Raw genomic sequence first — 24,715 nt, 5'->3', positions numbered from 1 at the left:
AGAATTACTTCTTCTTGAACGGGTTGTTGCCGAGGCCAGGCATGCCGCCGAGACCGGGCAATTTCGGCATCATGCCGGCGGGCGGGGTGACGCCCTTGGGCAGACCGGGGAAGCCGCCCGGAGGCAGCGAAGGCAGGCCGCCACCGGCGCCGAGCTGCTTCTGCAGTTCAGCGAGCTGGGCGGGATCCATCTTCGAGGGGTCGGGCATGCCGGCCGGCATGCCGCCGCCACCAAGCCCGAACATGCTGCCGAGCTTGCCGAGCATGCCGCCCTTCTGGCGGGACATCTGCTTCATCATGTCCGCCATCTGGCGATGCATCTTGAGCAGCTTGTTGATCGCTTCCGGCGACGTGCCGGAGCCGGCAGCGATGCGCTTCTTGCGGCTGTTCTTGAGCAGATCGGGATTCCTGCGCTCGGCCGATGTCATCGAGTTGATGATCGCGATCTGCCGGGCGATGACCTTGTCGTCCATCTTCGAGCTGGCGATCTGGTTCTTCATCTGCGCCATGCCGGGCAGCATGCCCATCAGCCCGCCGAGGCCGCCCATCTTCTCCATCTGCTGGAGTTGGGTGCGCAGGTCGCCGAGATCGAAATTGCCCTTGGCAAGGCGCTGCGCCAGTTCCTGCGCCTTGTCGGCATCGACCGTGGCAGCCGCCTTCTCGACCAGGCCGACGATGTCGCCCATGCCGAGGATGCGGTTGGCGACGCGCGAGGGATGGAAATCCTCGAGCGCATCGGTCTTTTCGCCGGTGCCGACGAGCTTGATCGGCTTGCCGGTGACGGCGCGCATCGAGAGCGCCGCGCCGCCGCGGCCGTCGCCGTCCATGCGGGTCAAGACGATGCCGGTGAGGCCGACGCGGCCGTCGAAGGCCCGCGCCGTGTTGACCGCGTCCTGGCCGGTCAGCGCGTCGGCGACGAGCAGGACTTCATGCGGATTGGTCGCCGACTTGACCTCGGCGACCTCAGCCATCAGCGCTTCGTCGAGGGTGACGCGGCCGGCGGTGTCGAGCATGACGACGTCGTAGCCGCCGAGCTTGCCGGCCTCGATGGCGCGGCGAGCGATCTGCACGGCCGACTGGCCGGCGACGATCGGCAGCGTCTCGACGCCGACCTGCTTGCCGAGGATGGCGAGCTGCTCCATCGCGGCCGGGCGGCGCGTATCGAGCGAGGCCATCAGGACCTTCTTCTTGTCCCGATCGGTCAGGCGCCTGGCGATCTTGGCGGTCGAGGTCGTCTTGCCCGAACCTTGCAGACCCACCATCAGGATCGGCACCGGCGGCACCGCGTCGAAGGTGATGCCCTCGCCCTCGCCGCCGAGCGTGTCGATCAAAACGTCGTTGACGATCTTGATGACCTGCTGGCCGGGCGTGACCGACTTCAGCACCTCGGCGCCGACGGCGCGCTCGCGGACCTTGTCCGTGAAGCTGCGGACGACCTCGAGCGCGACGTCGGCCTCGAGCAGCGCCCGGCGCACCTCGCGCAGCGCGGCGTTGACGTCGTCCTCGGTCAGCGCGCCCCTGCGGGTCAGGCCCGAGAGGATGCCGGAAAGTCTATCGCTCAGCGTGCCGAACATGCGGCGAGTGCCCTATCCTTGTCTGCCGACGTCAACCGCGAAATCCTACATTGCCGCCAAACGGTTTCGCGCCCGAGGGCGCAGACGCGCTGTCGGGCGTTGACCTCCGGGCTCATGAAAGCCGCTGGGCGGCCCGGTCGGCGGATGTGGTTTCGGCGATGTCGGCGAAACGAATGCGCGCGTTAAAGCGGACAAATGCGGCGAAAGTCAAGCTGAAGCGCGCAACATGCGGCTGCGCCAGCCGCGCGCGATCCTCATCACGGAGATGACATGAAGCTTCCGGTTCTCGCCGCCGCGCTGTTCGCGCTCGGCCTCACCCAGGCGCAGGCCCAGTCCTGCGAAGGCAATTTCTCCGTGGTCGGCACGCCGATGCTGACCGGTCTGACCTACAAGACCTGGGACATCGTAGCGAAGCGCGCGCCGGCTCGGGTGCTGAAGGACCTCGGCGCCGCCGTCTCGGCCGAAGGCTTCGCCGACATGCGCATCGAGAATGCGACCAGCTCCGTCGTCGCCATCCAGGAGACCTCCGGCTCGGGCCGGCCGCAAACCCTGCGCATCACCGCCCGCAAGAGCGGCAGTGGCACGCGGGTCGATGCCGTCTTCGTCGTCCAGCAGGGCCAGGTCGCGCCCGAAGCTTACGTCCGCGACGCGCTCTGCCGCGTGATATCCGGCGCGCAGGGTTAGTCCTGCGTCGTCAGCAGATTGGCGTCGCGGGAGAGCCGCCAGCGCCCGTCGGCTTCCTTGCGCAGGATCGTCAGCGTGTAGCCTGAGCGGCGGGTGGCCTTGCCGTCCGCCGCGGTCGCGGTCATCTCGATCCGGTTGCGCAGATAGGCGATGTCGCCGAGCACTTCGAGCTCGCGGATGTCGCTGCGGCCCTCGATCGTCGTGGCCCCCAGCCCCTTCAGCGCGGCGGCGAAAGCCTCCTTGCCGAAGGGCTCGGCGCCTGGGACCATGAAGACGACATCGTCGCTCATCAGGTCGAGCACAGTCGCGGTATCGCCCGCCTTGGTCGCGCTCATCCAGGTGTCGACAAGGTCGCGGATCGCCTGTTCGTCATCGCTCATGGGTTTCCTCCCGGCTGGGGCTGCGGTAATCGCGCCGCATTCCTCGCCTAGGTCCGGCCCTGCTTCGTCGGCGTGGCGCAGCAAAAGCCGAGATCGACAAGATGACAAGACATGTGGGCGCAGCCCTCCTGACCGCGCTGCTTCTGGCCGGCTGCGCCGGAGCGCAGCGCGAAACGACGGCGCCGAACCCGCGCAAGATCGAGCGCCTCGCCGCGGTGAGGGCCGATCCGGCCGAAGCAGTGCGCATCCTCAACGCCTATCGCGCCGGCAAGGGCCTCGGCCCGGTCCGGCTTGATTCGACACTGACCACGATGGCCCAGCGCCAATCCGACGCGATGGCGGCCAGCGACGACCTCTCGCATAGCGCTGCCGGCAGCTTCAGTTCCCGGGTCAACGGTGCCGGCCTCGACACGGTGCGGGCCGCGGAGAATCTCGGGGCCGGTTACTACTCGACGCAGGAAGCCTTCGACGGCTGGAAGAAATCGTCCGGCCACGAGGCCAATCTCTCCATGCCGCAGGCGACGCGCATCGGCCTTGCCCTCGCAAAGAACCCGCAGACCCGCTACGGCGCCTGGTGGACGCTGGTGCTGGCGGGCGACCCCGAGAAGCGGCAGGAGATGTCCGCGGGGCCGCTCGTGCCGGCGCGCGGCGGCGGGACGACGACCTTCCGCTGGGGCGCGCCGCTCTAAACCGGCCCAGACATCGACAAATGCGCGGCGCCGTCGGCGCCGCCGATTCGAGATGGGATTGAGAACGATGAAGACGAATATTGCCTGCGCCGGCATCACTGCGCTGCTGCTGACGCTCTCCGGCGCAGGCGGCGCCCTCGCCCAGAGTTGCGAGAAGACCTTCGCGGCCGGCGGCGAGCCCTTCCTGACCGGCATCAACTATCGCGCCTCCGGCATCGTCAAGGCCGCACCGGCGAAAGCGCTCAACGGCCTCAAGCGCGGCATGGCCGCGGAAGGCTTTTCGAACGTCACGGTCGATCAGGAAGAAGGGACAGTGACGGGCTTCAAGGACGGCGCCGGTTCGGGTCGGCTGCAGCGCCTTCAGGGAACCGCGCGCAAGGCCGGCAACGGGAGCATCGTCGAGATCTTCTATCAGCTCCAGTCCGGTCAGGTCTCGGACGAAGCCTTCATCCGCACCGCCTTCTGCCGAATCATCAACGGTGCCGGCCGCTGAGCCGGCGGGCGATGGCGGCGCACCGAGCGCCGCCATATTTTCTGCTTTACAAGCACCTCGTCCTGGTGATGGCTCTGGTCTTTATCGGAGCCTCCTCATCATGACCTTCGAAGCCTGGGCCGCCTTCGCCGCCGCCACCGCCGTCCTCCTCGTCATCCCCGGGCCGACCATCCTCCTGGTGATCTCCTATGCGCTCGGCCAGGGCTGGCGCACCGCGCTGCCGATGGCGGTCGGCGTCGCCTTGGGCGATTTCACCGCGATGACCCTGTCCATGCTCGGTGTCGGCGCGCTGCTGGCGACGTCGGCTGCCATCTTCACCGCGCTGAAATGGGCCGGCGCGGCCTATCTGATCTATCTCGGCGTCAAGCTCTTCCGGGCCGGCGGCAGCCTCGATGCCGAACCGCGCCGGGACGCGAGCTCGGCGCTGAAGATGCTCGGCCATGCCTGGCTGGTGACGGCGCTGAACCCGAAGAGCATCACCTTCTTCGTCGCCTTCCTGCCGCAGTTCCTCGACCCGAAGGCCGACTTCTGGACGCAGATGCTGATCTTCGAGGCGACCTTCATCACCCTCGCCTTCGCCAACGCCTTCGGCTACGCGCTCATCGCCTCGCGCGCCCGCACGCTCGTCGGCAATCCCCGTGCGATCGGCCTGTTCAACAAGGCCGGCGGCACATTGCTGATCGGCGCCGGCATCGCCACCGTCGCGGTGCGCTCGGGCAGCAACTAAGGGATCACGCATGAGCGGACGCGACGCGGGCACGCTCGGCTTCTACGCAGCCGAAGCCGAGGTCTATGCCGGGCGCGCCCGCGAACTCGGCGAGGCGCGGTTGCGACGCTTCGCCGAGCTCATACCGACAGGCGGCCAAGTGCTCGAACTCGGCTGCGGCGGCGGGCAGGACAGCGAAGCCCTGCTCGGGCTCGGCCTCGACGTCACGCCGACCGACGGCTCGCCCGAGCTCGCCGCACAGGCGCAAAAACGCCTGCGCCGGCCGGTCTCGGTCCTGCTGTTCGAAGACCTCGTGGCGGAGGCGGCCTTCGAAGGCGTCTGGGCCAATGCCTGCCTGCTGCATGTGCCGCGGCCGGCCCTGCCCGGTATCGTCGCGAGAATCCATCGCGCCTTGCGGCCGGGCGGCGCCTTCTATGCCAGCTACAAGGCCGGCGAGGCGGAAGGCCGCGACCGCTTCGGCCGCTACTACAACTATCCGGACGCCGCGTGGCTGCGCACGGCCTATGGCGAGGACGGCTGGAGCCGCATCGATATCGAGGAGGATCTGGGCGGCGGCTACGACCAGGAGCCGACACCCTGGCTGCACGCGACGGCGATCAAGTTGTCTTGAAACGGACGGCGCGGTCTTGACGCTGCGCGATACGCGCACGACCTGACTATGCCATGACACGCCGCAAGCTCCTGCGCCTTCTCGGCATCCCCGCCCTTCTCGGCTCCTCCGGCTTCGCCTGGGCCTCCTATGCGCGCTCGCGCAATCCCTATTACCAGGGCCCGGTCAGCGACCATTTCGACGGCCTGATCTTCAGCGACGGCCGGCCGATCACCAAGGGTTTGACCGATGTGCTGCGCTGGCAGTTCTCGAAACGCGAGCGCGAGGTCTTCCCGCCGCTGTATGAAGCGCCGCCGCAGGACAAGCCGCCCGCGCGTGTCGAAGGCTTGCGCGTCGTCCATCTCGGCCACGCCTCCTTCCTCTACCAGGTCGCCGGGCTCAACATCCTGATCGACCCGGTCTTTTCCGAACGCGCCAGCCCGTTCTCCTTCTTCGGGCCCAAGCGCGTGAACGCCCCCGGTGTCGCCTTCGCCGACCTGCCAACGATCGACGTCGTGCTGGTGACGCACAACCATTACGACCACCTCGACGTCGAGACGCTGGCGCAGGTCCATGCCCGCGACAATCCGCGCATGATCCTGCCACTCGGCAACGATGTGATCGTCAAGGCGCGCGAGGCGAGCGTTCGGGCCGAGGCGCATGACTGGGGTACGCGGCTCGAATTGTCGGACAAGGTCGCGACCACGCTGGTGCCGAGCTATCACTGGTCGGCGCGCGGCGCCTTCGACCGGCGCATGGCGCTGTGGTGTTCGTTCGTGATCGAGACGCCGGCCGGCAAGCTCTTCCATATCGGCGATACCGGCTATCATGATGGCTCGCTCTATGAGCGGCTCGGCAGGGAGCACGGCCCGTTCCGGCTGGCGGCGCTGCCGATCGGCGCCTATGAGCCGCGCTGGTTCATGAGCGACAACCACATGAATCCGGAAGAAGCGGTCGCGGTGATGCGCTCGCTGCGCGCCGAGCAGGCGCTCGGCCACCACTGGGGCACCTTCCAGCTTACCGACGAAGGCGTCACCCGCCCGCCCGAGGCGCTCACGATCGCGCTGGAAAAGGCTGGATTGCCCGAGGAGCGCTTCCGGCCGATGCGGCCGGGGCTGGTGTGGGAGGCGTGACGTCCTGACTCGACTCGGTCGTCCCGGGCGACCGGAGGGAGACCCGGGACCCATTCCGGAACCTTTATCGGTGAGGCTCAGGCATGGATCCCGGATCGGCGCGGCTATCGCCGCTTGTCCGGGATGACCACGTCGTTATTCGAGACCTATGCCTTACTTCGGCTGGACGTAGACGTTGATCTCGAGGTTCGGATCGCCGGCGTCCTTGAGATCGCTGACATACTCCTCGAGGAAAGCGTCCTTCACGACGATGTTCTTGGCCTCGAGATAGGCCGTGATCGTCTCATAGGTCGAATCGATGTCGTCATAGGGCGCGGTATGAACGAAGCGCAGGGCGCGGCCGACCGGTGACTGCGCATTGCGCACTCCGTTCGCCAGCGGCGCGGCTGCCGCCTTGTCGACCGGCAGCATCGCCTCGAACTTGAAGCCGTTGTCGTCGGTCTCGACGAACAGGCTGAGCGGCCGGCCCGCGACCTTGAGCCCGGCCTTGTCGGCCTCCGCCCGCAGGAGCGCGATCGTCTCCCCCAGCTTCTGGAAGCCCTGGTCCCAGCTCGCCTGCCCGGCGAATAGCAATACGGGCCTGGCCGTCAGCTGGACCTCGTCGACATCGGAGGGGTCGCCCTTCTTGCCGGCGAGCGTCGCATTCGAGTCGGGCATCCCGGTCTGCTGTTGCTGCACAGGCGGGGCCGGCTGTGGGCTGGGCAGGGTCGGCGGCGGCTGGACGGGTTGCGGCTCTGCCGGCGCCTGGGGAGCCGGCTGCACCGGCTGCGGCGTCACGGGTGATTGAAGCGCCGGCGGCGGCTGCACCGGCTGCGGTTCGGCCTGAGCCGGCTGGCTGCCTTGGCTCTGGGTCGGCGCCTGCTGGGCCGGCTGGGCATTCTGCGCCGGCGTCGCGGTCCCCGGCGGCGCGGCGAGCGGCGTGCTCTCCACGGCGGTCGGCGGCGCCACGCGTGTCTGCGCAGCGGCCGGATAGGCAAAGGCGAGCGCAAGAAGGAGCGCGCTGAATCTCGACTGCCGCATACCCGAATATCCCGAGCTGACACGACCGATTCGCGCCGCGCCGCAAACTACGATGATCCCGTTACGGCAGAAAGATCGCGAAGGGTGGCATTTTTTCGGCATCGCGCTCATATACCGCCAGCATCATGGACTTGTGACGATATGAACGCCCTCGCCAATCGCCGGTTCCTCAAGATGAACGGGCTCGGCAACGAGATCACCGTACTCGATCTGCGCGGAACGAAGCATATCGTTTCCGAGACCGAGGCTCGCGCCATCGCGAGCCAGGAGAGCACCCGCTTCGACCAGTTGATGGTCCTGCACGACGCCAAGGCGGCGGGAATCGACGCCTATGTCCGCATCTACAACACCGACGGCTCCGAGGCCGGCGCCTGTGGCAACGGCACGCGCTGCGTCGCCTGGGCGATGACCGCCGACCCTCAGATAGGCCAGGCCGGCCGCGACGGGCTCCTGCTGCAGACCAAGGCCGGGCTGCTGCCGGTGGCGCGTCTGTCGGAGGCCGTCTTCACCGTCGACATGGGGGCGCCGCGCCTGGCCTGGGACGAGATCCCGCTGGCCGAGCCCTTCGAGGACACCAGCCGTTTCGAACTGCAGATCGGGCCGATCGACGATCCGATCCTGCACACGCCCTGCGGCGTCAGCATGGGCAACCCGCACGCGGTGTTCTTCGTCGACGATCCCTATCGCTTCAATCTCGAGCAGATCGGCCCGCTGCTGGAGAACCACCCGATCTTCCCGGATCGCGCCAATATCGGCCTCGCCGCCGTCAAGGCGCCGGACCATATCGTGCTGCGGGTCTGGGAGCGCGGCGCCGGCATCACCCGGGCCTGCGGCTCGGGCGCCTGCGCGGCGCTGGTCGCGGCCGTGCGCCGCGAGCTCTCCGAGCGCAAGGCGACCGTCAGCCTGCCCGGCGGCGACCTCGTCATCGAATGGCGCGAGAGCGACGGCCATGTGCTGATGACCGGCCCGGCCGCGCTCGACTGGGACGGCGTGCTGGAGCCCGGGCTCTTCGCCGCCGTCGCGTGATGGGCGTCGAGCTCGTCACCTTCGGCTGCCGGCTGAACCTCGTCGAGAGCGAGACGGTCGAGCGGCAGGCACGCGCCGCCGGTCTCTCTGACGTAGCAGTAATCAACAGTTGCGCGGTGACCGCGGAAGCCGTGCGTCAGGCTGGCCAGGCGATCCGCCGGCTCGCCCGCGAGAAGCCGGAGCGCCCGATCGTAGTCACCGGCTGCGCCGCGCAGATCGAGCCCGCGCGCTTCGCCGCCATGCCGGAGGTGGCGCGGGTGCTGGGGAATGCCGAGAAGCTCGACGCGGCAAGCTGGCGGGCACTCGCGAGCTCGAACAGCCTGCGGGCCGGCCCACCGGCAGATGTGACGAGCAAGATCGTGGTCGGCGACATCATGCAGGCGCGCGACGCCTCTCCGCAGCGCACGCAGGCGCTCGGCCAGCATACGCGCGGCTTTCTGCAGGTGCAGAACGGCTGCGACCATCGCTGCACCTTCTGCGTCATCCCGCTCGGGCGCGGCAATGCCCGCTCGGCTGACGTCGCCGAGGTCGTCTTACAGGCGCGCCGCCTCGTCGCGGAGGGCGCGAGCGAGATCGTGCTGACCGGCGTCGATCTCACGAGCTATGGCCGGGAGCGGCCGGACGGACCGACGCTCGGCGCTCTCGTCGGCGCGATCCTCGCAGCGCTGCCCGAGCTGAAGCGTCTGCGCCTGTCCTCGCTCGACGCTGTCGAGGTCGACGACGAGCTGCGCGATCTTATTGCCGACGAGCCGCGGTTGATGCCGCATCTGCACCTGTCGCTGCAATCGGGCGACGACCTCGTGCTGAAGCGGATGAAGCGCCGCCACAGCCGCACCGAGGCGATCAGCTTCTGCAAGGAGTTGCGCGCCCTGCGCCCCGACATCGTCTTCGGCGCCGATCTGATCGCGGGCTTCCCGACCGAAGACGCGGCGATGTTCTCGCGCACGCTCGCGCTGATCGAAGAGTGTGGCCTATCCTATGTCCACGGCTTCCCGTTCTCGGCCCGGCCCGGCACGCCGGCGGCGCGCATGCCGCAGGTCGCCAGCGGCGAGATCAAGGAGCGCGCGGCCCGCCTGCGGGAGGCCGCGGAGGCTGCCCATGGGCGGCATCTTTCCGCCCGCGTTGGCCAGCCGCTCTCGGTCCTGACCGAGCGCGGCGATACCGGCCGAGCCGAGGATTTCACGCTGGTGCGCTTCGGCCACAGCGTCGCGCCCGGTCAGATCCTGGCGGTGACCAGCCATGCCCGGAGCGGCAAATCATTGCTCGCTGCTTGACCGGGGCCCCCTCCCCGGCCATAGCCGGCAGCGCTTCATCCGTCTCGCTGCCGTCGCAATCGGGAACTAGCCCGTGACCATGACCAGATCGCTTCGCCTGTCGGCCGCCCTCGCCGCCCTCCTGTTCGCCGGCAGCGCCGCTGCGCAGTCCTATGGCGATTCCGTGAGCGGTCTCTCGGTTTCGCCGCCGGCCGGCTTCAAGGCCGAGGCCGGCCGGCCGCATCCGCAGTTCGACGTAACGATCGACATCAGCTCGAAGACCGGCACGCCCAAGGCGGTGAACAGCACCGGCCAGCTCTGCACGCTCGGCTTCAAGCCCGCGGCGCAGAACGCCAAGCTGACGCGCGACATCATCAACGAGCAGATGACCAGGCCGGAGTGGCAGCAGCTCTATCGCGAGATGTTCGAGACGATCGGCACCGTGTCCGACCTCAAGCTGTTCGAGCACCAGGGCTTCACCGGCGTCGAACTGATCGTGACACCCAAGGCCGGGCCGAATGCGCAGAATGTCCGCATGTTCACCTCGACCCTGGAGACGGCCAAGGGCCGCACCGCACTGATCTGCGCCACCGACCCGGCTAGCCTCGCCGCGGCCCTGCCGCAGTTCCAGGCGCTGCGCGCGACGATCCACGCGCCGGAATAGGAGCCTTTCGGCCTCCCGAAGTCCTCATCCTTCGAGACGGCCGCTTACGCGACCTCCTCAGGATGAGAGCTGCGAAACCGAAACCACTCAGCCCTTCTGCGCGGCGATCTCCTCGCGCAACGCCCGGCGCAGTACTTTTCCGACATTGGTCTTCGGCAGCGCCTCGCGGAAGATGATCTGCTTGGGGACCTTGTAGCCGGTCAGGTTCTCCTTGCAGAAGGCACGCAGCTCCTCGGCGGTGACGGCCGCATCGCGCTTGACCACGAAGGCGGTCACCGCCTCGCCGGAATGCTCGTCCGGCAGACCGATGACGGCCGATTCGAGCACGCCGGGATGCTTGGCGAGCACGTCCTCGACCTCGTTCGGGTAGACGTTGAAGCCGGAGACCAGGACCATGTCCTTCATCCGGTCGACGACCCTGATCTGCCCGTCCGGCAGGAAGACGCCGACGTCGCCGGAGCGGAAATAGCCGTCCGCCGTCATCACCTTGGCGGTCTCGTCCGGCCGGTTCCAGTAGCCGGCCATCACCTGCGGCCCGCGGATGCAGATCTCGCCGGCTTCTCCGGCAGGCACGTCGTTGCCCTCGGCGTCGCGGATGGCGAAGTCGGTCGAGGGCAGCGGGTAGCCGATCGTGCCGGTGAACTCGGTGATGTCGGTGCGGTTGACCGAGGCGACGGGCGAGGTCTCCGACAGGCCGTAGCCCTCGATGATCGGCCGGCCAGTGACCTCCTTCCAGCGCTTGGCGACGGCGGCCTGGGTCGCCATGCCGCCGGCGATGGCGAAGCTGAGCTCCGAGAAGTTCACGTCCTTGATCTCGGGATGGCTGGCGAGCGCGTTGTAGAGCGTGTTGACGCCGGAGAAGAGTGTGAACCGGCTCGCCTTCAGAATCTTGATGAAGCCAGCGATGTCGCGCGGATTGGCGATCAGCAGCCCCTTGGCGCCGATGCGCAGCATGAACATGCAGCAGCAGGTTAGGGCGAAGATGTGGTAGAGCGGCAGTGCCGTGACCATGACGTGCTGATAGTCGCTGCGGCCATGCGGCGCCTCGAGCTGCCAGCCGAGCCAGAGCGCACATTGCGCGACATTGGAGGCGACGTTGTGGTGCGTCAGCGTCGCGCCCTTGGAGACGCCGGTCGTGCCGCCGGTATACTGCAGAAAGGCGACGTCCCCGGGCGAGACCGTGACCGGGCTCATCGTCCCCGGCTGGGCGAAGATGGTCTTGAGTGGCACCGCGCCCGGCAGGTTGTAGGGCTTGACCACCTTCTTGATCTTGCGGGCGACGAAATTGACGATCGTCCCCTTGAACCCCATCAGGTCGCCGGCGGTGGCGATGAGGACCGCGTCGAGCTTGAGGTTGGGCCGCGCCTCCTCGACGACATGGGCGAAGTTCTCGATCACCACCAGCGCGCGCGCTTCGGCGTCGTTGACCTGATGCGCCAGCTCGCGGGCGGTGTAGAGCGGGTTGACGTTGACGACGGTGAAGCCGCCGATCAGCGCGCCGAAGATCGTCGCCGGATAGGCGAGGATGTTCGGCATCATCAGCGCGATGCGGTCGCCCTTCTTGAAGCCCTGCGCCTGCAGCCAGGCGGCGAAGGCGCGCGCGGCGCGCCCGACCTCGGCGAAGGTGATCGACTTGCCGAAGCTCTCGAAGGCCTCGCGATCGGCATAGGTCTCGCAGGCATTGCGGATCAGGTCGGCAAGCGTGCCGACACCGGCTTCGTCGATCACCGGCGGCACGGCCGGCGGATAATGCGCCAGCCAGGGGCGCGCATCCGATGTCGCCTGAGCCGCGGAAAGAACCGTCATCCCCATCCTCCCCTTTGCGGTCCGCCCTGTTGCCGGGCCTGGATGCCGCGTGGCGGACGCCCGGCTGCCCGCCGGCCACGATCCGCACCTTCTGATTGTCCTGCGCTACACTGCGCAAGCCTAGCGGCGGGCGCAAGCACCCGCCGCTAGAAAGTTTACATATAAACCTTCTTACTGCAACAGGGTGAATGCAGCGCTCGACGAGCCAGCAAGCCAGGCGCCACCGCGAGGCCGGGGCAGAGCCCGGTCAGGCTGGAATGGCCTGGCCGGGGGAATCGCCCTCATCTTTTAGTTCGTAGACTTTAGTCTATATTCTTCTACTCCAACCAACTTGCGGCGCTGGCTGGCTGGAAAAGGGCTTTAGCGCGCCTGAGCCATCGCCTGCGCCGCGACCACCGCGTCGGCCGACTTGCCGGCGAGCTCGGCGAGATGGTCGAAGCGGGCGCTGAAGGAACCGACGCCAGCCGTCGCCGAGCGCAATTCGACGATCAGCCCTGCCATCTCCGCCTCCGGCATCAGCGCGTTGATCTGGTCCCAGCCGCGCCAGCCGGGCCGCGCATCATAGCCGAGGATCTGGCCGCGCCTGGCCGAGACGATCGCCGAGGCCCGCGACATCGCGTCCGAAGGGATCACGATCTCGACCGCCAGGATCGGCTCGAGCAGCACGGGCCTGGCCTGCGGGCAGGCTTCTGTCATCGCGAGCCGGGCCGCCTGGCGGAAGGCCATGTCGGAGGAATCGACCGTGTGGTAGGAGCCGTCGGTCAGCGTCACCTCGATATCGACCAGCGGGAAGCCGAGCGGGCCGCGCTGGCAGTAATCGCGCATGCCGGCCTCAACCGAGGAGATGTACTGCTTCGGCACGACGCCGCCGGTGATCCGGTCGACGAAGCGGATGCCCTCGCCACGCGGCAGCGGCGCGATCTCCAGCACGACATCGCCGAACTGACCATGGCCGCCGCTCTGCTTGCGATGCCGGCCGCGGGCGCTCGCCTTGCCGCGCATGGTCTCGCGATAGCCGATCTGCGTCGCGCCGCTGTCGACATTGACACCATAACGCCCGGCGAGCCGTTCAAGCGCGACGCGCAGGTGCATTTCGCCCTGGCCGGAGAGACGCATCTCACCGAACTCCGGACGATGCTCGAGGGCGAGCGCCGGATCCTCCTCGATCAGCTTGGCGAGGCCGGTGGTGAGCCTGACATCGTCCTTGCGATCCTTGACGCCAACCGAGAGCGCATGGACCGGCTCGGGCGGCGCGACGGCGCTGACGACATCGGGCCGGACCTTGCCGACCGCGACCGCATCGCCGGTGCGCACGCCTTCCAGCCGCGCGAAGGCGACGGTCTCGCCCTCCTCCGCCGCCGGGCGGCGCTGCTGCTCGGTGCCCTTGAGTTCGAGCACGCTGGCGATGCGGGCCTCGACGCCACCGGACGAGGTGATCACGTCGCCTTCGGCCATCCGGCCGCGCAGCACGCGCGCCAGCGAAAGCTTGCCGCCCTGGCCGGACTGCCAGGTCTTCATGACCAGCGCGAGCGGCGCGCCACTGTCGACCACCCCGGTGCGGCCGCGCGTCACCTCCAGGGACGGCGCCTCGTGCCTCAGCGCCTTGAGCAGGCGGGTGACACCGTTGCCGCGCTCGGCCGCGCCGATCAGCACCGGCACGACATGGCGCTGCTTGAGCTCGCGGGCGAGGTCGTCGAAGATAAGGTCGCGCGGCGGCTCGATGTCGCCGAGCAGGCCTTCCATCAACTCGTCGTCATAGTCGGCGAGCTTCTCCAGCATCGAGAAGCGGGCGTCGCGCTCGCGCTCGATCTCTTCAGGCGCCAGCGGAACGACCTCGCTCGGCGCGTGCTCGCGATAGATGAAGGCCCGCTCCAGCGCGAGATCGATGAAGCCCACGGCGATGCCGCCCTGCCAGATCGGGATCTGCCGCAGCAGCAGAGGCGTGCGCGAGGCGCGCTGCAGCAATCCGAGCGTCTCGCGCACGCGCCGGGAGGCGGAATCGATCTTGTTGAGAAAGAGGAAGCGCGGAATGTCGGCCTCTTCGAGCTCGCGCAGCACAAGCTCCAGCGCCGGCGCCTTGCGATCATCGGCCTCGCAGACGACCACTGCAGCGTCGACCGCCGGCAGGACGTGGCGCATCTCCTGGAGGAATTCGACGGAGCCGGGGCAATCGATGAAGGTGTAGCGCTCGCCCATGAAGTCGACGCTGGCGACATTGGGCTCGGTGCTCATCTGGTGAGAGCGTGCCTCGGGTGAGGCATCGCCGACGCTGTTCCTGGTCTTGACCGAGCCGGCGCGCGAAACGGCTCCGCAACGCTCCAGTATGCTCTCGAACAGGCTGGTCTTGCCGCTCTGGAAGGGACCGACGATCGCGATGCATCGCGGCCCCCTGCCTCTGACGCCGGACGGGTTTCCTCCAGTGCTGGCGGTCGCAGCCATGTCGTCCTCCTTCGGTTCGGGCCACGCACGGACGATGGCGCCTTGAAGGCTTCTCGTCCGGGGCGGCGGTTGACCGGCGGGAACGGGAATGGAGCGCCCACGCCGGAAAGGCGGCGGTCGCACAGGCCCGACAGGGTCGGGCGGCCGTCGAAGAGGGATGTCGGAGGGCAGGTTCGCGCCGTTCCGGGGGCGGCGCAAGCGGAATGTTGCCGCTGGCTCAGGCCGGCTCCGAGCGGCGCGCGCCATGCGCCTGCCCCCACAGCGTCATCGCCTCGAAGATCGGCGCCAGCGCCCAGCCCTGGGCGGTCAGCGCATATTCGACCTTGGGCGGTACCGTCTCCTGCACGCTGCGCGAGATGATGCCGTCCTCCTCCAGCGCCCGCAGCTGCAAGGTCATCATGCGCTGAGTCACATGCGGCAGCAGCCGGCGCAGCGCGTTGAAGCGGCGTGGTCCCCGCGTCAGCTGGAACAGGATCAGCGCCTTCCACTTGCCGCCGATCAGGTCGATCGTCGCCTCCACCGGGCACCAGACATAGGGGATGTCCTTGAGCGAGGGGCGCATCGGCCGCTCCAATCTAGTATAAAAATTGTGCGTACTTACGCCTTCGATACTGCCCTGTTACCTCGTCTCCATCAACCGATGGAGGACACGATGCTTGCGATCCTGGGAGCGACGGGACAGACGGGCGGCGCGGCTTTGGCGGCTGCCCTTGCAGCAGGGCAGACGGTCAGGGCGATCGTCCGCGAGCCGAGCCGCGCCACCGCGCTGGCCGACAAAGGGGCCGTTCTGGCCAAGGCCGATCTCGACGATGTCGAGGCGCTGGCGGCCGCCTTTGCCGGCACTGAGGCGGCTTATGTCCTCAACCCGGTGCCACACGCCGCCGAGGACGTTTTCGCTGCGGCAGCAAGGAACGGTGCCGCGATCGCCGAGGCGATCCGCCGCTCCGGGGTGCCGCATGTAGTAGCATTGTCGTCGAGCGGGGCGCACCGCACGGAAGGCACCGGCATCGTCAGGGCGCTGCACGATTTCGAGCAGGCCCTGCGCGGCTCAGCGCCGTCGCTGACCTTCATCCGCGCGACCGAGTTCATGGAGAACTGGGGCAGCGTCCTTGGTGTCGCGGCCGAGCACGGCATCCTGCCGAGCATGCGCCAGCCGCTCGACTCTGCCGGCGAGACGGTCTCCGCGATCGATGTCGGCCGGCAGGCAGCCGTCGAGCTTGCCCGCCCGCATGCCGGCGAGCGCATCGTCAACCTGAAGGGCCCGGCTGAGTATTCGCCGGAGGACGCTGCGCGAGCGCTTGGCGAACTGCTCGGCAAGCCGGTCATGGCGGTCCCGACGCCGCGCGAGGAGTGGGAACCCGGGCTCGTCGCCGCCGGGCTGAGCGCGAGCCATGCGCGCGAGCTGGCGGGCCTCTACGACGCGATGAACGCCGGCCGCGCCGCCTTCGAGGACATCGGCGAGACGCGCCGCGGCGACGTCACGCTGAAGCAGGCGCTGGCCGGGCTGCTGGGCTAGCGATTGCGCCGCTGACCACGCAGCGTCGGCAGGCCGATGCCGACCGCGTCGAAGCCGCCATCGACGGCCAGCACCTGGCCGGTGATGTAGCTCGCTTTGTCGCTGCACAGGAAAAAGATCGCCTCGGCGAGCTCTTCTTCCGCGCCATAGCGGGCGAGCGGGATGGCGTCGTGATAGTCGGCGCGGATCTCTGGCGAATGCACAGCCTTGGCCATCGCCGTCTCGACCGGGCCAGGTGCGACGGCGTTGACGCGAATGCCGAGGCCGGCGAGCTCGGCCGCCTGCTGCTTGGTGAGATGGGCGAGAGCTGCCTTGCTGGTTCCGTAGGCGACGCGCAGCGTCGAGGCGCGCAAACCCGAGATCGAGGTGATGTTGACGATGGCGCCGCCGCCATTGTCCGCCATCACCGGTGCGGCCGCCTGCGTCGTCAGGAAGGGGCCATCGAGATTGACGGCGAGGACACGCTGCCACTCGGCATAGGTCGTCTCGAGCAGCGGCTTGAACACGGCGGTGCCGGCATTGTTGACGAGGGCATCGAGCCGGCCGAAGCGTTCGACCACCGCATCGACAGCCTCCGCGACCTGCCCTGGCACAGAAACATCGCAGCCGATCGACATCGTCGCCGTCGGCGCATCGAGCTCGGCCATCGCCTTGGCGAGTTCCGGCTCGTCGATATCGAGGAGAGCGACGCGCCAATTGTCGGCGAGGAAGCGCTTGGCCGTTGCGAGCCCGATCCCGCGCGCGGCCCCGGTGACGAGGGCGGTCTTGATCGAACTCTCGGACATGATGCTGCTCCGCAATCTCAATGCTGGTATCCTGCATACAGCCCGGCGCGCCCCGCCGGAAGCGTTCAGCGAAACGCCGCCAGCAGCAGGAACAGGCCGGAGAGCAGCAGCATCCCGTCGAGCAGGAGCTGGAAGCTGCGCTCGTCCATGCGCCGGACCAGCGCCTTGCCGATGAAGGCGCCGAGCATCAGCGAGGAGCCGACGATGACGCCCTTGGCGAAGATCGCAAGCGGCATCGCGCCGAAGCTGCGGAAGGTCCCGACCTTGGTCAGATAGATGAAGAGCGAGGTGGCGGCCTCCGTCGAGAGCAGCGCGCCCTTGCTCAGGCCATAAGCTGCGAAGGCGGGAACGCTGAGCGGCCCGGTCGAGAGCACGAGGCCTGTCAGGAAGCCTATCGCCGCCCCGGCCAAAGCGAGCTGCCAGAGGCCGAGCCTGATCTGGCGCGCCGCGAGCCAATGCCGCCCGGGAACCATCAGCAGGAAGAACAGGCCGAGGCCGATATCGATCGCGGCCGCCGGCAATTGCAGCAGCGTGCGTGCGCCGAGCATCGCCGCCGGGATGCCGGGCAATGCATAGGCGAGGAAGGCGCGCCAATCGACCTCGCGCCACCAGGCCGCAAGCCGCGCCAGATTCGCCATCACCGCGGCCACCGCCATGATCGGCACCGCCTGCTTCGGCCCAAACGACCAGACCAGCACCGGCAGCAGCATGATCGAGGAACCGGTCCCGACCACGCCGCCGACGGTGCCGGCGATCAATCCGACCGCCAGGGTGAACAGCGAGGCATAGGACAGAATCTCGGCCGGCATGCTGAATCTCGTGGCCTTGCCGGCGACATTGCGCAAGATGAGCGGGAACTGGCCCGGTGCGACCGTCGCAGCGTCTCGACAAAGCCGCCGCCCTGCTGTATGGCCACGCCCTCAACTTAAAACAGCGAGCCGAAAGCCCGCGCATCCGCGCGAACACGGCCATGGAGAGAACCATGAACATCATCGAGCAGATCGACCAGGAGCAGATCGCCAAGCTCGCCGACGGCAAGGAAATCCCGCATTTCCAGCCCGGCGACACCGTGCAGGTCAACGTCAAGGTCAAGGAAGGCGAGCGCAGCCGCGTCCAGGCCTATGAAGGCGTCTGCATCGCCCGCAATGGCGGCGGGCTGAACCAGAGCTTCACCGTCCGCAAGATTTCCTATGGCGAGGGCGTCGAGCGCGTCTTCCCGCTGTATTCGCCGAACCTCGACTCGATCAAGGTCGTCCGCAAGGGCAAGGTTCGCCGCGCCAAGCTGTATTACCTGCGCGATCGCCGCGGCAAGTCGGCCCGTATCGCCGAGCGCGTCGATGCCAAGCCGGCCAAGGGCGAGAGCAAGGGCAAGTAAGCCGCTCTTCCTTTTTGAGGTTTCAGGAACGCGGCCTTCGGGCCGCGTTTTTTGTTGCCTGCGCCTACGCAAGCTGCCGCACAATTCATTCCCAGAACGCATATCGAAGGCACGAATCGGAATTTGCAATGCGTCATGCACATTGCTATGTCAGCATATCATTAGCAAGCTATTCATATGGACGCTATGAACTCTCCGGAGCTTCAGGCCACCTTCACCGCCGAACTGGCTTCGGCCAACCGCAAGCTCAGGGCGCTGGTCGACGAGCGCGCCCGCGACATGGGGCTGACGCTGTCGCGGGCCCGTCTCCTGATGCAGCTTGCCAAGGCCGATGGGCCGATCCAGTCCGATCTCGCCGGACTGCTCGACATCGAGCAGCCGACATTGGTGCGCCTGCTCGACGGGCTCGAACGCACCGGCATGATCGAGCGCCGCGCCGTCGATGGCGACCGGCGCGCCCGGCGGGTCTTCCTGACCGAGGCTGCGCGCGCGCAGGCCGAGGATATCCTTGCCTTCCTGACCGATTTGCGCGCCGATGTCCTGGACGGGATAGACAAAGAGGAGCTGGAAATCGCCCTGCGTGTCCTCTCCCGAATGTCGCGGAACATCGTCGCGAATCGCGGGGCGGCTGGATGAACGCGCCCTCCTCTCCCGCTCCGCAAACTGCATCACCGCCGCCAGCCGCGGCGGCGAGCATGAGCCGGGCGCGGGCGCTCGCCTACATGCTGGCTGCGACGATGCTGGCGATGACGCAGCAGGTCGGCGCCAATCTCGTCACGACCAATGTCTACCAGATCCAGGGCGAGCTCGGCGCCACCGTCGCCGAGACCAACTGGCTGATCGCCGCCTATATGGCGCCGAACGTCTCGCTCTCGATCGCCCTGATCAAGATCAGGATGCAATACGGCCTGCGCAACTTCGCCGAGATCAGCATCGCCGGCTTCGTCATCGCCGCCCTGCTGAATTTCTTCGTGCACGATTTGCAATCGGCGCTGGTCGTGCGCTTCATGAGCGGCATCGCCGCCGCGCCGATGTCCTCGCTCGCCTTCCTCTACATGATCGAGCCGCTGCAGCCGCGCCAGAAGCTGACAGTCGGCCTGTCGCTGGCGCTGACCAACACCACGCTCGGCATCCCCGTCACGCGGCTGATCTCGCCGAGCCTGCTCGAGATCGGCGGCTTCCATGGCCTGACCCTATTCGAGATGGGGCTGGCGCTGGTCGCCTTCGGCCTGGTCTACGCCCTGCCGCTTGTGACGCCGCCGCGGGTCAAGGTAATCGGCCCGCTCGACGGCGTGAGCTATCTCCTGATCGCGCTCGGCTTCGGCGCCATCGCCGTCGCGCTTTCGCTCGGGCGGATCTACTGGTGGCTGGAGGCGCCCTGGCTCGGCTGGCTCTTCGCCGGCGCGATCCTCTGCCTGACGCTGGCGGCGGTCATCGAATTGCACCGCCAGAGCCCACTCATCGACATACGCTGGCTGACCAGCCCGGCGACGCTGCATTACGCCACCGTGCTGCTGCTCTTTCGCGTCGTGCTGGCCGAGCAGACGGTCGGCGCCTCCAATTTCTTCCAGGTGCTGGGCTTCCAGAACGAGCAGACCCTGCCGCTCTATGGCGTGATCCTGGCGGCAATCCTGGCAGGCGGCTTCACCTGCGCGACGCTGCTGCGGCCCGGCCGGGAGAATGCCTTCTACGCGGCGGCGCTGGTCTGCATCATGGCCGGCGCGATCCTCGACAGCAGCGCCACCAACCTGACCCGGCCGGACGACATCCATCTCAGCCAGGCACTGGTGGCCTATGGCTCCGCCCTCTTCCTGCCGGCGGCGATGGGACAGGGTCTCGCCCCGGCGCTGGCGCGGGGACCGGTCTACATCCTCAGCTTCTTCGTGATCTTCCTGTTCACCCAGAGCATTGGCGGGCTGCTCGGCTCGGCGCTGTTCGGCAGCTTCATCACGCTCAGGACCAGCTTCCACTACAGCCAGCTCGCCGAGCATTTCTCGCTGGCGAATCCGCTCGTCGCCGAGCGTGTCCAACAGCTCGGCGGCGCTTATGGCCATGTCCTGACCGATCTCGGGCTGACGCGGGCCGAAGGCGTCACCCTGCTCGCCCAGCAGGCGACCCGGGAAGCGACCGTGCTCGCCTATAACGACGCCTTCCTGCTGATCGCCCTGATCGCCGGCAGCGCGCTGATCGGCCTCCTCACCCATCTCACTGCCTTACGCCTGCGGGAACGCTTCGCCGCTCCCGCCGCCACCCCTGCCCCCGTGCCCCAGCCATGACCCGCATCGTCCGCTCGCTCTCAACCTATGTCGCGCTCGCCGTCGGCCTCGCTGGCATCGGCGTCATCCTCTACGCATGGCGGTTGCCGCCCTTCGCCAGCGCGATCGAGACCACCGAGAACGCCTATGTGCGTGGCCAGGTCACGGTGATCTCGCCACAGCTCGCCGGCTATGTCGCGGAGGTGGCAGTCCAGGATTTCGCGGCGGTGAAGCAAGGCCAGCTCCTCGTCCGCATCGACGAGCGCATCTTCCAGCAACGGCTCGATCAGGCCCGCGCCAGCCTCGCCGCGCAGCATGCCGCGCTCGCCAATTCCGAGCAGGCCCGCCACGCCGCCGAGGCACGCCAGCGCGCCAGCGAAGCCAATGTCGCCAGCGCCGAGGCAGCGCTACGCACGGCGGAAGCAAATTGGGGCCGCATCGAGCCGTTGCGCGAGCGCGGCATCGTCAGCCAGACCAACACCGATCAGAGCCAGCAAGCATTCGACCAGGCTAAAGCCGCCCTGACGGCGAGCCACGCCGCGGTCGACGTCTCCCGTCAGGACGTGCAGAGCGCCATCGTCAACAAGGCTTCGCTGGAAGCCGCGGTGCAGGGCGCCGAGGCGGCTGTCCATCTCGCCGAGATCGACCTGCAGAACACCCGCATCACCGCGCCGCAGGACGGGCGCCTCGGCGAAGTCTCGGCCCGGCTCGGGCAGTATGTCTCGGCCGGCACGCAATTGATGGCGCTGGTGCCGAGCCAGGTCTGGGTGATCGCCAACTTCAAGGAGACGCAGCTCTCCGGCATGCGCATCGGCCAGAAGGTCTCCTTCACCGTCGACGCGCTGCGCCATGCCCGGCTGGCTGGCACGATCGAACGCTTCTCGCCGGCGGCCGGGTCGGAATTCAGCGTGATCCGGCCGGAGAACGCCACCGGCAACTTCGTCAAGATCGCCCAGCGCGTGCCGGTGCGCATCGCGATCGACCCCGGCCAGGGCCTGGCCGAGCGGCTCTCGCCCGGCATGTCGGTGGTGGTCAGCGTCGATACCGCCCAGCGCTGACGCGCCGCATAACCTGATCAATCGGCGATATCGACGTCGGTGAGCAGGAATCCGGTCGGCGTCTTGGTGAAGGTGAAGATGCTCCCGCCGCAGGCGGTGGCGTAGATCTCGTTCCTGGCGCCGTCGCGGTCGTAGACCGGCTTGGTGCGCTGCAGGCAGGTGCGGTTCTTCGTAGTGAAGTCGCGCGGCCAGGCCTTGGCACGGAATTGTGCGGCATCGGCAATGGAGGCGTCGGCCATATAGGGCAGCCGCGTCATGCCGGCGACGGCTGCTGCATCATTGGCTTTCAATGCCGCGCGGAACTTTCCGATGAAGTCGCCGAACTCCTTCTGCACGGCCGGGGAAGCCGTGGCTGGCTTGGGAGCCTGAGCGAAGGCGGGAGCTAGATTGGCAAGAGCGGCTGCGATCACAAGGGCCGGCAGAGTCTTCATGGTTCAGCTCCGTCCGCTTCATCGATCAGCGCAGGGTGCAGGCTGATCGGGGGAGGAGCCTACCGCAACGTCAGCATCCGCTCCAGCAGCAGCTTCACGTCGCCTTCCGTCTGGTAGAGCCCGAAGCCGACGCGCAGGCGGTCGCCGCGCAGATCGACGGTGATGCCGGCCTGCTTCAGCTTCTCGTGCCACAGCGTCGCGTCGGCATGGCGGAAGGTCAGGAAATTGCCGCGCGCCGGCTCGTCCAGCGGTACGACCAGGTTCTCCAGTGCGAGCACGCCGCAGGGCTGCCGCGCCAAGCCCTCGGCAAAGATCGCCTGCAAGGCATGGGCATGCGCGTGGATTGCCGCGGCATCCAGGCCCTTGGCATCGAGCCAGTCGAACATCGCGCCCATGCGGTAGAGACCGGATGGGTCGAAGGTCGCGCCCATGAAGCGCCAGCCATTCTCAGCATAGCCGATCTCGCCCTGCGCGCCCGAGAGCGCGCCGAAGGAGGCATACCAGCCGGTGTCGCGCGGACGCATGGCGAAACCCGGCGGGCAGTGCATGAAGCAGGCGCCCTCGCCCGACATCGCGTATTTGTAGCCGCCGGCGATATAGAAGGCCTTGTCTGCGATCCCCGAGAGATCGGTCGGGCGGGCCAGGAAACCGTGATAGCCGTCGATGACGACGAGTCGCCCGGGCGCGCTGACGCCATCGACCAGCGCTTCCAGATCAGTCAGCGCATAGCCGGAATTGAAATGGACCTGGCTGACGAAGACCATGTCGGGACCGGGGCCGGTTTGCGAGGCCGCGATCAGCCGCTCGGTCAGGCCGGCGAAGGGTTCGGCCGGAACGACGGTGAGCTCGATCAGAGCATCCTCGGCGAGCCGCTCGATCTGGCGCCGGAAGGAATGGAATTCGGCATCGCTGGTCAGGATGCGCGGCTTGCGCTCGCGCGGCAGACAGGAGAGCAAGCGGTTGACGAATTCATGGGTGTTGTTGGCCGGGACGAGCCCATCGATGCCAGGCAAATTGAGATGCCGGGCAACGCCTTGCGCGAGCTTCTGCCAGACCGGGCCGAGCACCTCCTGCCACTTGCCATCGACGAGGCGAGCGGCATCGTCCCAGGCGCGTAAGTGTGCCTCGCGGGTCGCATCCGGCCAGAAATGATGGCTGTGGGCGGCAAAATGCAGCTTGGCCGGCCAGTTCTGGCGGAAGCGCGAGAACTCGGCGGAAAGATCGAAGGGCGGGCGGCCGAGCGTTGCGGGAACCTTCGTCATCTGGTCCATCATCATGCTCCGCAGCCTTGCCGATCCGGCAAAATACTTTAAATTTAAAATATCTTGTGCCTCTTCCCAGTCAAGGCGCGAGGCGAGCGAGGGCGGCATCATGACCAGCGGGACGGGCGATCACCAGAGCCGGATCGAGCCGGGCATGCAGACCGATTTCAAGGAGCGGATGGATTACGGCTCCTATCTCGGTCTCGACCTCTTGCTCGCAGCGCAGAAGCCGCTCAGCGATGCGCCCGACGAGCTCCTGTTCATCACCATCCACCAGGTCCAGGAGCTCTGGCTGAAGCTCGCCGCGCACGAGCTCGACGGCGCCATCGCCGCGATCAGGGCCGACGAATTGCAGCCGGCCTTCAAGTCGCTGGCGCGGGTCTCGCGCATCCAGGCGCAATTGATCAGCGCCTGGGACGTGCTCTCGACCATGACACCGGCCGATTACCTCGCTTTCCGCGACGCGCTCGGCCAGTCCTCCGGCTTCCAGTCCCATCAGTACCGCGCCTTCGAATTCCGCCTCGGCGCCAAGGATCCTCGCATGCTGGCGATGCACAAGCATCACCCCGAGCATCACGCCCATCTGAAGGCGCTGCTGGAAGTGCCGAGCCTGTATGACGAGGCGCTGCGGCTGCTCGCCCGCCGCGGCCTGCCCATCCCGGCCGAGTGCATCGAGCGCGACTGGAGCCAACCGCATGTCGCGAATGAGGGCGTGAAGGCTGTCTGGCTCGCGATCTATCGCGATACGCACACCTATTTCGATCTCTACGAGTTCGCCGAGGAGCTGGTCGATGTCGAGGACCAGTTCCAGCAATGGCGCTTCCGCCACATGAAGACGGTCGAGCGCATCATCGGCTTCAAGCCGGGCACCGGCGGCTCCAGCGGGGTGAAGTTCCTGCGGACCGCGCTGGAGCGCTCGTTCTTCCCTGAGCTCTGGCAGCTGCGCAGTGAGTTGTAGCTTTACCCGCGCAGTCATTCCGGGGCTTCGCGTAGCGAAGAGCCCGGAACCCAGAAACGATGCCTTCGGCAGGAGAACCGCAATGGCGGCCGTTTCCCTTTAGCCACCTGCGGTTCTGGATTCCGGGCTCAGGCCTACGGCCTGCCCCGGAATGACGGCGAGTGCTATTCGTTATTCCCGAAGGTCATGTCGCGCCGCGCCGTCAGGATGCTGATCGAGTAGCCCGCGATCACGTCGACCAGCGCCATCAGCGTGATGATCACGAAGGTGCCGGTGCCGAAGCCGGGTACGAACAGGAAGATCAGTCCGCAGGCGATGAACACCACCATGGACAGGCCATGGTTGAGGATCGAGCTCGACTTGGCGCTGGTCGCGTTCATGATCTCGAAGAACAGCACGACCGTCGAGATCGCGAGCAGAAGCTCGCTGACAGTGAGGACGAAGGCCGAGCCGGACGGCAGGCCGATATTCAGAAGCTCGCGCGAGAGCGGCACGCCCAACGCCGCGACGGTGACGCCATAGGCGATGACCGCCAGCAGCATGAAGGGAAAGAAGCGCGCCATCGCATCACCGTTCGGTTTGCCGGCGCAGCCTGCTCT

At 67.4% G+C, this 24,715-nt stretch carries 26 protein-coding genes; 15 read left to right on the top strand and 11 right to left on the bottom strand.

Going from position 1 to position 24,715, the window contains the following annotated elements:
- Window positions 1-4: 4 nt before the first annotated feature.
- Entirely contained in the window at window positions 5-1,573 is a 1,569-nt protein-coding gene (ffh, locus tag AC1DS0_RS10230) for a signal recognition particle protein (RefSeq protein WP_476814235.1), read from the bottom strand.
- A gap of 270 nt (window positions 1,574-1,843) precedes the next feature.
- Here ffh and AC1DS0_RS10225 point away from each other — a divergent pair, with 270 nt between their 5' ends.
- Window positions 1,844-2,257 (top strand): hypothetical protein, encoded by a 414-nt coding sequence (locus tag AC1DS0_RS10225; protein ID WP_476814234.1) that lies wholly within the window; start codon window positions 1,844-1,846, stop codon window positions 2,255-2,257.
- Here the strand turns inward: AC1DS0_RS10225 and AC1DS0_RS10220 are convergent.
- Window positions 2,254-2,637 carry a YybH family protein gene (locus AC1DS0_RS10220; protein WP_476814233.1) on the bottom strand — a complete coding sequence of 128 codons (384 nt, stop codon included), beginning with the start codon at window positions 2,635-2,637 and terminating at the stop codon, window positions 2,254-2,256. The genes AC1DS0_RS10225 and AC1DS0_RS10220 overlap by 4 nt on opposite strands.
- A 101-nt stretch (window positions 2,638-2,738) precedes the next feature.
- Between AC1DS0_RS10220 and AC1DS0_RS10215 the strand changes: the two genes are divergently transcribed.
- The 5 genes from AC1DS0_RS10215 (at window position 2,739) to AC1DS0_RS10195 (ending at window position 6,268) form a co-directional block, all read left to right on the top strand.
- Complete coding sequence (locus tag AC1DS0_RS10215; protein WP_476814232.1) at window positions 2,739-3,326, top strand: CAP domain-containing protein; 588 nt, start codon at window positions 2,739-2,741, stop codon at window positions 3,324-3,326.
- Window positions 3,327-3,393: 67 nt separating this feature from the next.
- Entirely contained in the window at window positions 3,394-3,819 is a 426-nt protein-coding gene (locus AC1DS0_RS10210; protein ID WP_476814231.1) for a hypothetical protein, read from the top strand.
- Between the two features lie 100 nt (window positions 3,820-3,919).
- A complete protein-coding gene (locus tag AC1DS0_RS10205; RefSeq protein WP_476814230.1) occupies window positions 3,920-4,546 on the top strand; it encodes a LysE family translocator in 627 nt (208 codons plus the stop codon).
- Between the two features lie 10 nt (window positions 4,547-4,556).
- Window positions 4,557-5,156 carry a class I SAM-dependent methyltransferase gene (locus tag AC1DS0_RS10200; protein WP_476814229.1) on the top strand — a complete coding sequence of 200 codons (600 nt, stop codon included), beginning with the start codon at window positions 4,557-4,559 and terminating at the stop codon, window positions 5,154-5,156.
- A 53-nt stretch (window positions 5,157-5,209) separates the two neighbouring features.
- Window positions 5,210-6,268: an MBL fold metallo-hydrolase gene (locus tag AC1DS0_RS10195; RefSeq protein ID WP_476814228.1), complete on the top strand. Its 1,059-nt coding sequence runs from the start codon at window positions 5,210-5,212 to the stop codon at window positions 6,266-6,268.
- Between the two features lie 153 nt (window positions 6,269-6,421).
- Here the strand turns inward: AC1DS0_RS10195 and AC1DS0_RS10190 are convergent, their stop codons facing one another.
- Window positions 6,422-7,288, bottom strand: coding sequence for a GyrI-like domain-containing protein (locus AC1DS0_RS10190; RefSeq protein WP_476814227.1), 867 nt, complete (start codon window positions 7,286-7,288; stop codon window positions 6,422-6,424).
- A 141-nt stretch (window positions 7,289-7,429) separates the two neighbouring features.
- Between AC1DS0_RS10190 and dapF the strand changes: the two genes are divergently transcribed.
- The 3 genes from dapF (at window position 7,430) to AC1DS0_RS10175 (ending at window position 10,231) form a co-directional block, all read left to right on the top strand.
- Entirely contained in the window at window positions 7,430-8,314 is an 885-nt protein-coding gene (dapF, locus tag AC1DS0_RS10185; protein ID WP_476814226.1) for a diaminopimelate epimerase, read from the top strand.
- On the top strand, window positions 8,314-9,588 hold the full coding sequence (mtaB, locus tag AC1DS0_RS10180; RefSeq protein ID WP_476814225.1) for a tRNA (N(6)-L-threonylcarbamoyladenosine(37)-C(2))-methylthiotransferase MtaB: 1,275 nt from the start codon (window positions 8,314-8,316) through the stop codon (window positions 9,586-9,588). The genes dapF and mtaB overlap by 1 nt, the downstream gene beginning before the upstream one ends.
- Before the next feature lie 73 nt (window positions 9,589-9,661).
- Window positions 9,662-10,231 (top strand): hypothetical protein, encoded by a 570-nt coding sequence (locus AC1DS0_RS10175; RefSeq protein WP_476814224.1) that lies wholly within the window; start codon window positions 9,662-9,664, stop codon window positions 10,229-10,231.
- An 87-nt stretch (window positions 10,232-10,318) separates the two neighbouring features.
- On the opposite strand, the gene AC1DS0_RS10170 is transcribed toward AC1DS0_RS10175, so the two are convergent.
- The 3 genes from AC1DS0_RS10170 to AC1DS0_RS10160 all read right to left on the bottom strand — a co-directional run bounded on the left by AC1DS0_RS10170 (window position 10,319) and on the right by AC1DS0_RS10160 (window position 15,038).
- Entirely contained in the window at window positions 10,319-12,037 is a 1,719-nt protein-coding gene (locus AC1DS0_RS10170; protein ID WP_476814223.1) for an AMP-binding protein, read from the bottom strand.
- A gap of 360 nt (window positions 12,038-12,397) precedes the next feature.
- A complete protein-coding gene (locus AC1DS0_RS10165) occupies window positions 12,398-14,476 on the bottom strand; it encodes an elongation factor G (RefSeq protein ID WP_476814222.1) in 2,079 nt (692 codons plus the stop codon).
- A gap of 217 nt (window positions 14,477-14,693) precedes the next feature.
- Entirely contained in the window at window positions 14,694-15,038 is a 345-nt protein-coding gene (locus tag AC1DS0_RS10160; RefSeq protein WP_476814221.1) for a winged helix-turn-helix transcriptional regulator, read from the bottom strand.
- Window positions 15,039-15,128: 90 nt separating this feature from the next.
- Here AC1DS0_RS10160 and AC1DS0_RS10155 point away from each other — a divergent pair, with 90 nt between their 5' ends.
- A complete protein-coding gene (locus AC1DS0_RS10155; RefSeq protein ID WP_476814220.1) occupies window positions 15,129-15,992 on the top strand; it encodes an NmrA family NAD(P)-binding protein in 864 nt (287 codons plus the stop codon).
- On the opposite strand, the gene AC1DS0_RS10150 is transcribed toward AC1DS0_RS10155, so the two are convergent.
- Window positions 15,989-16,777: an SDR family NAD(P)-dependent oxidoreductase gene (locus tag AC1DS0_RS10150; protein WP_476814219.1), complete on the bottom strand. Its 789-nt coding sequence runs from the start codon at window positions 16,775-16,777 to the stop codon at window positions 15,989-15,991. The two genes, AC1DS0_RS10155 and AC1DS0_RS10150, sit on opposite strands and share 4 nt — an antisense overlap.
- A gap of 65 nt (window positions 16,778-16,842) precedes the next feature.
- Window positions 16,843-17,586, bottom strand: coding sequence for a sulfite exporter TauE/SafE family protein (locus AC1DS0_RS10145; RefSeq protein ID WP_476814218.1), 744 nt, complete (start codon window positions 17,584-17,586; stop codon window positions 16,843-16,845).
- 173 nt (window positions 17,587-17,759) lie between these two features.
- Between AC1DS0_RS10145 and rplS the strand changes: the two genes are divergently transcribed.
- The 4 genes from rplS (at window position 17,760) to AC1DS0_RS10125 (ending at window position 21,465) form a co-directional block, all read left to right on the top strand.
- On the top strand, window positions 17,760-18,152 hold the full coding sequence (gene rplS, locus AC1DS0_RS10140; RefSeq protein WP_110487983.1) for a 50S ribosomal protein L19: 393 nt from the start codon (window positions 17,760-17,762) through the stop codon (window positions 18,150-18,152).
- A 177-nt stretch (window positions 18,153-18,329) separates the two neighbouring features.
- Window positions 18,330-18,788: a MarR family winged helix-turn-helix transcriptional regulator gene (locus AC1DS0_RS10135; RefSeq protein WP_476814217.1), complete on the top strand. Its 459-nt coding sequence runs from the start codon at window positions 18,330-18,332 to the stop codon at window positions 18,786-18,788.
- A gap of 59 nt (window positions 18,789-18,847) precedes the next feature.
- Window positions 18,848-20,428 (top strand): efflux MFS transporter permease, encoded by a 1,581-nt coding sequence (locus AC1DS0_RS10130; RefSeq protein WP_476814216.1) that lies wholly within the window; start codon window positions 18,848-18,850, stop codon window positions 20,426-20,428.
- Window positions 20,425-21,465: an HlyD family secretion protein gene (locus AC1DS0_RS10125; protein ID WP_476814215.1), complete on the top strand. Its 1,041-nt coding sequence runs from the start codon at window positions 20,425-20,427 to the stop codon at window positions 21,463-21,465. The genes AC1DS0_RS10130 and AC1DS0_RS10125 overlap by 4 nt, the downstream gene beginning before the upstream one ends.
- A 17-nt stretch (window positions 21,466-21,482) precedes the next feature.
- On the opposite strand, the gene AC1DS0_RS10120 is transcribed toward AC1DS0_RS10125, so the two are convergent.
- On the bottom strand, window positions 21,483-21,896 hold the full coding sequence (locus AC1DS0_RS10120) for a hypothetical protein (protein WP_476814214.1): 414 nt from the start codon (window positions 21,894-21,896) through the stop codon (window positions 21,483-21,485).
- Window positions 21,897-21,955: 59 nt separating this feature from the next.
- The gene (locus AC1DS0_RS10115; RefSeq protein WP_476814213.1) at window positions 21,956-23,167 is read right to left on the bottom strand and encodes an aminotransferase class V-fold PLP-dependent enzyme; all 1,212 of its coding nucleotides are present in this window, start codon (window positions 23,165-23,167) and stop codon (window positions 21,956-21,958) included.
- Between the two features lie 100 nt (window positions 23,168-23,267).
- Between AC1DS0_RS10115 and kynA the strand changes: the two genes are divergently transcribed.
- Window positions 23,268-24,116, top strand: coding sequence for a tryptophan 2,3-dioxygenase (gene kynA / locus AC1DS0_RS10110; protein WP_476814212.1), 849 nt, complete (start codon window positions 23,268-23,270; stop codon window positions 24,114-24,116).
- 164 nt (window positions 24,117-24,280) lie between these two features.
- Here the strand turns inward: kynA and AC1DS0_RS10105 are convergent, their stop codons facing one another.
- The gene (locus tag AC1DS0_RS10105; protein ID WP_476814211.1) at window positions 24,281-24,679 is read right to left on the bottom strand and encodes a hypothetical protein; all 399 of its coding nucleotides are present in this window, start codon (window positions 24,677-24,679) and stop codon (window positions 24,281-24,283) included.
- Window positions 24,680-24,715: the final 36 nt, after the last annotated feature.

This window comes from Allobosea sp. P4_H5 (assembly GCF_056400825.1).
Note: the sequence above shows the minus strand (reverse complement) of the source record. Positions and strands in the feature narration are given on the sequence as shown.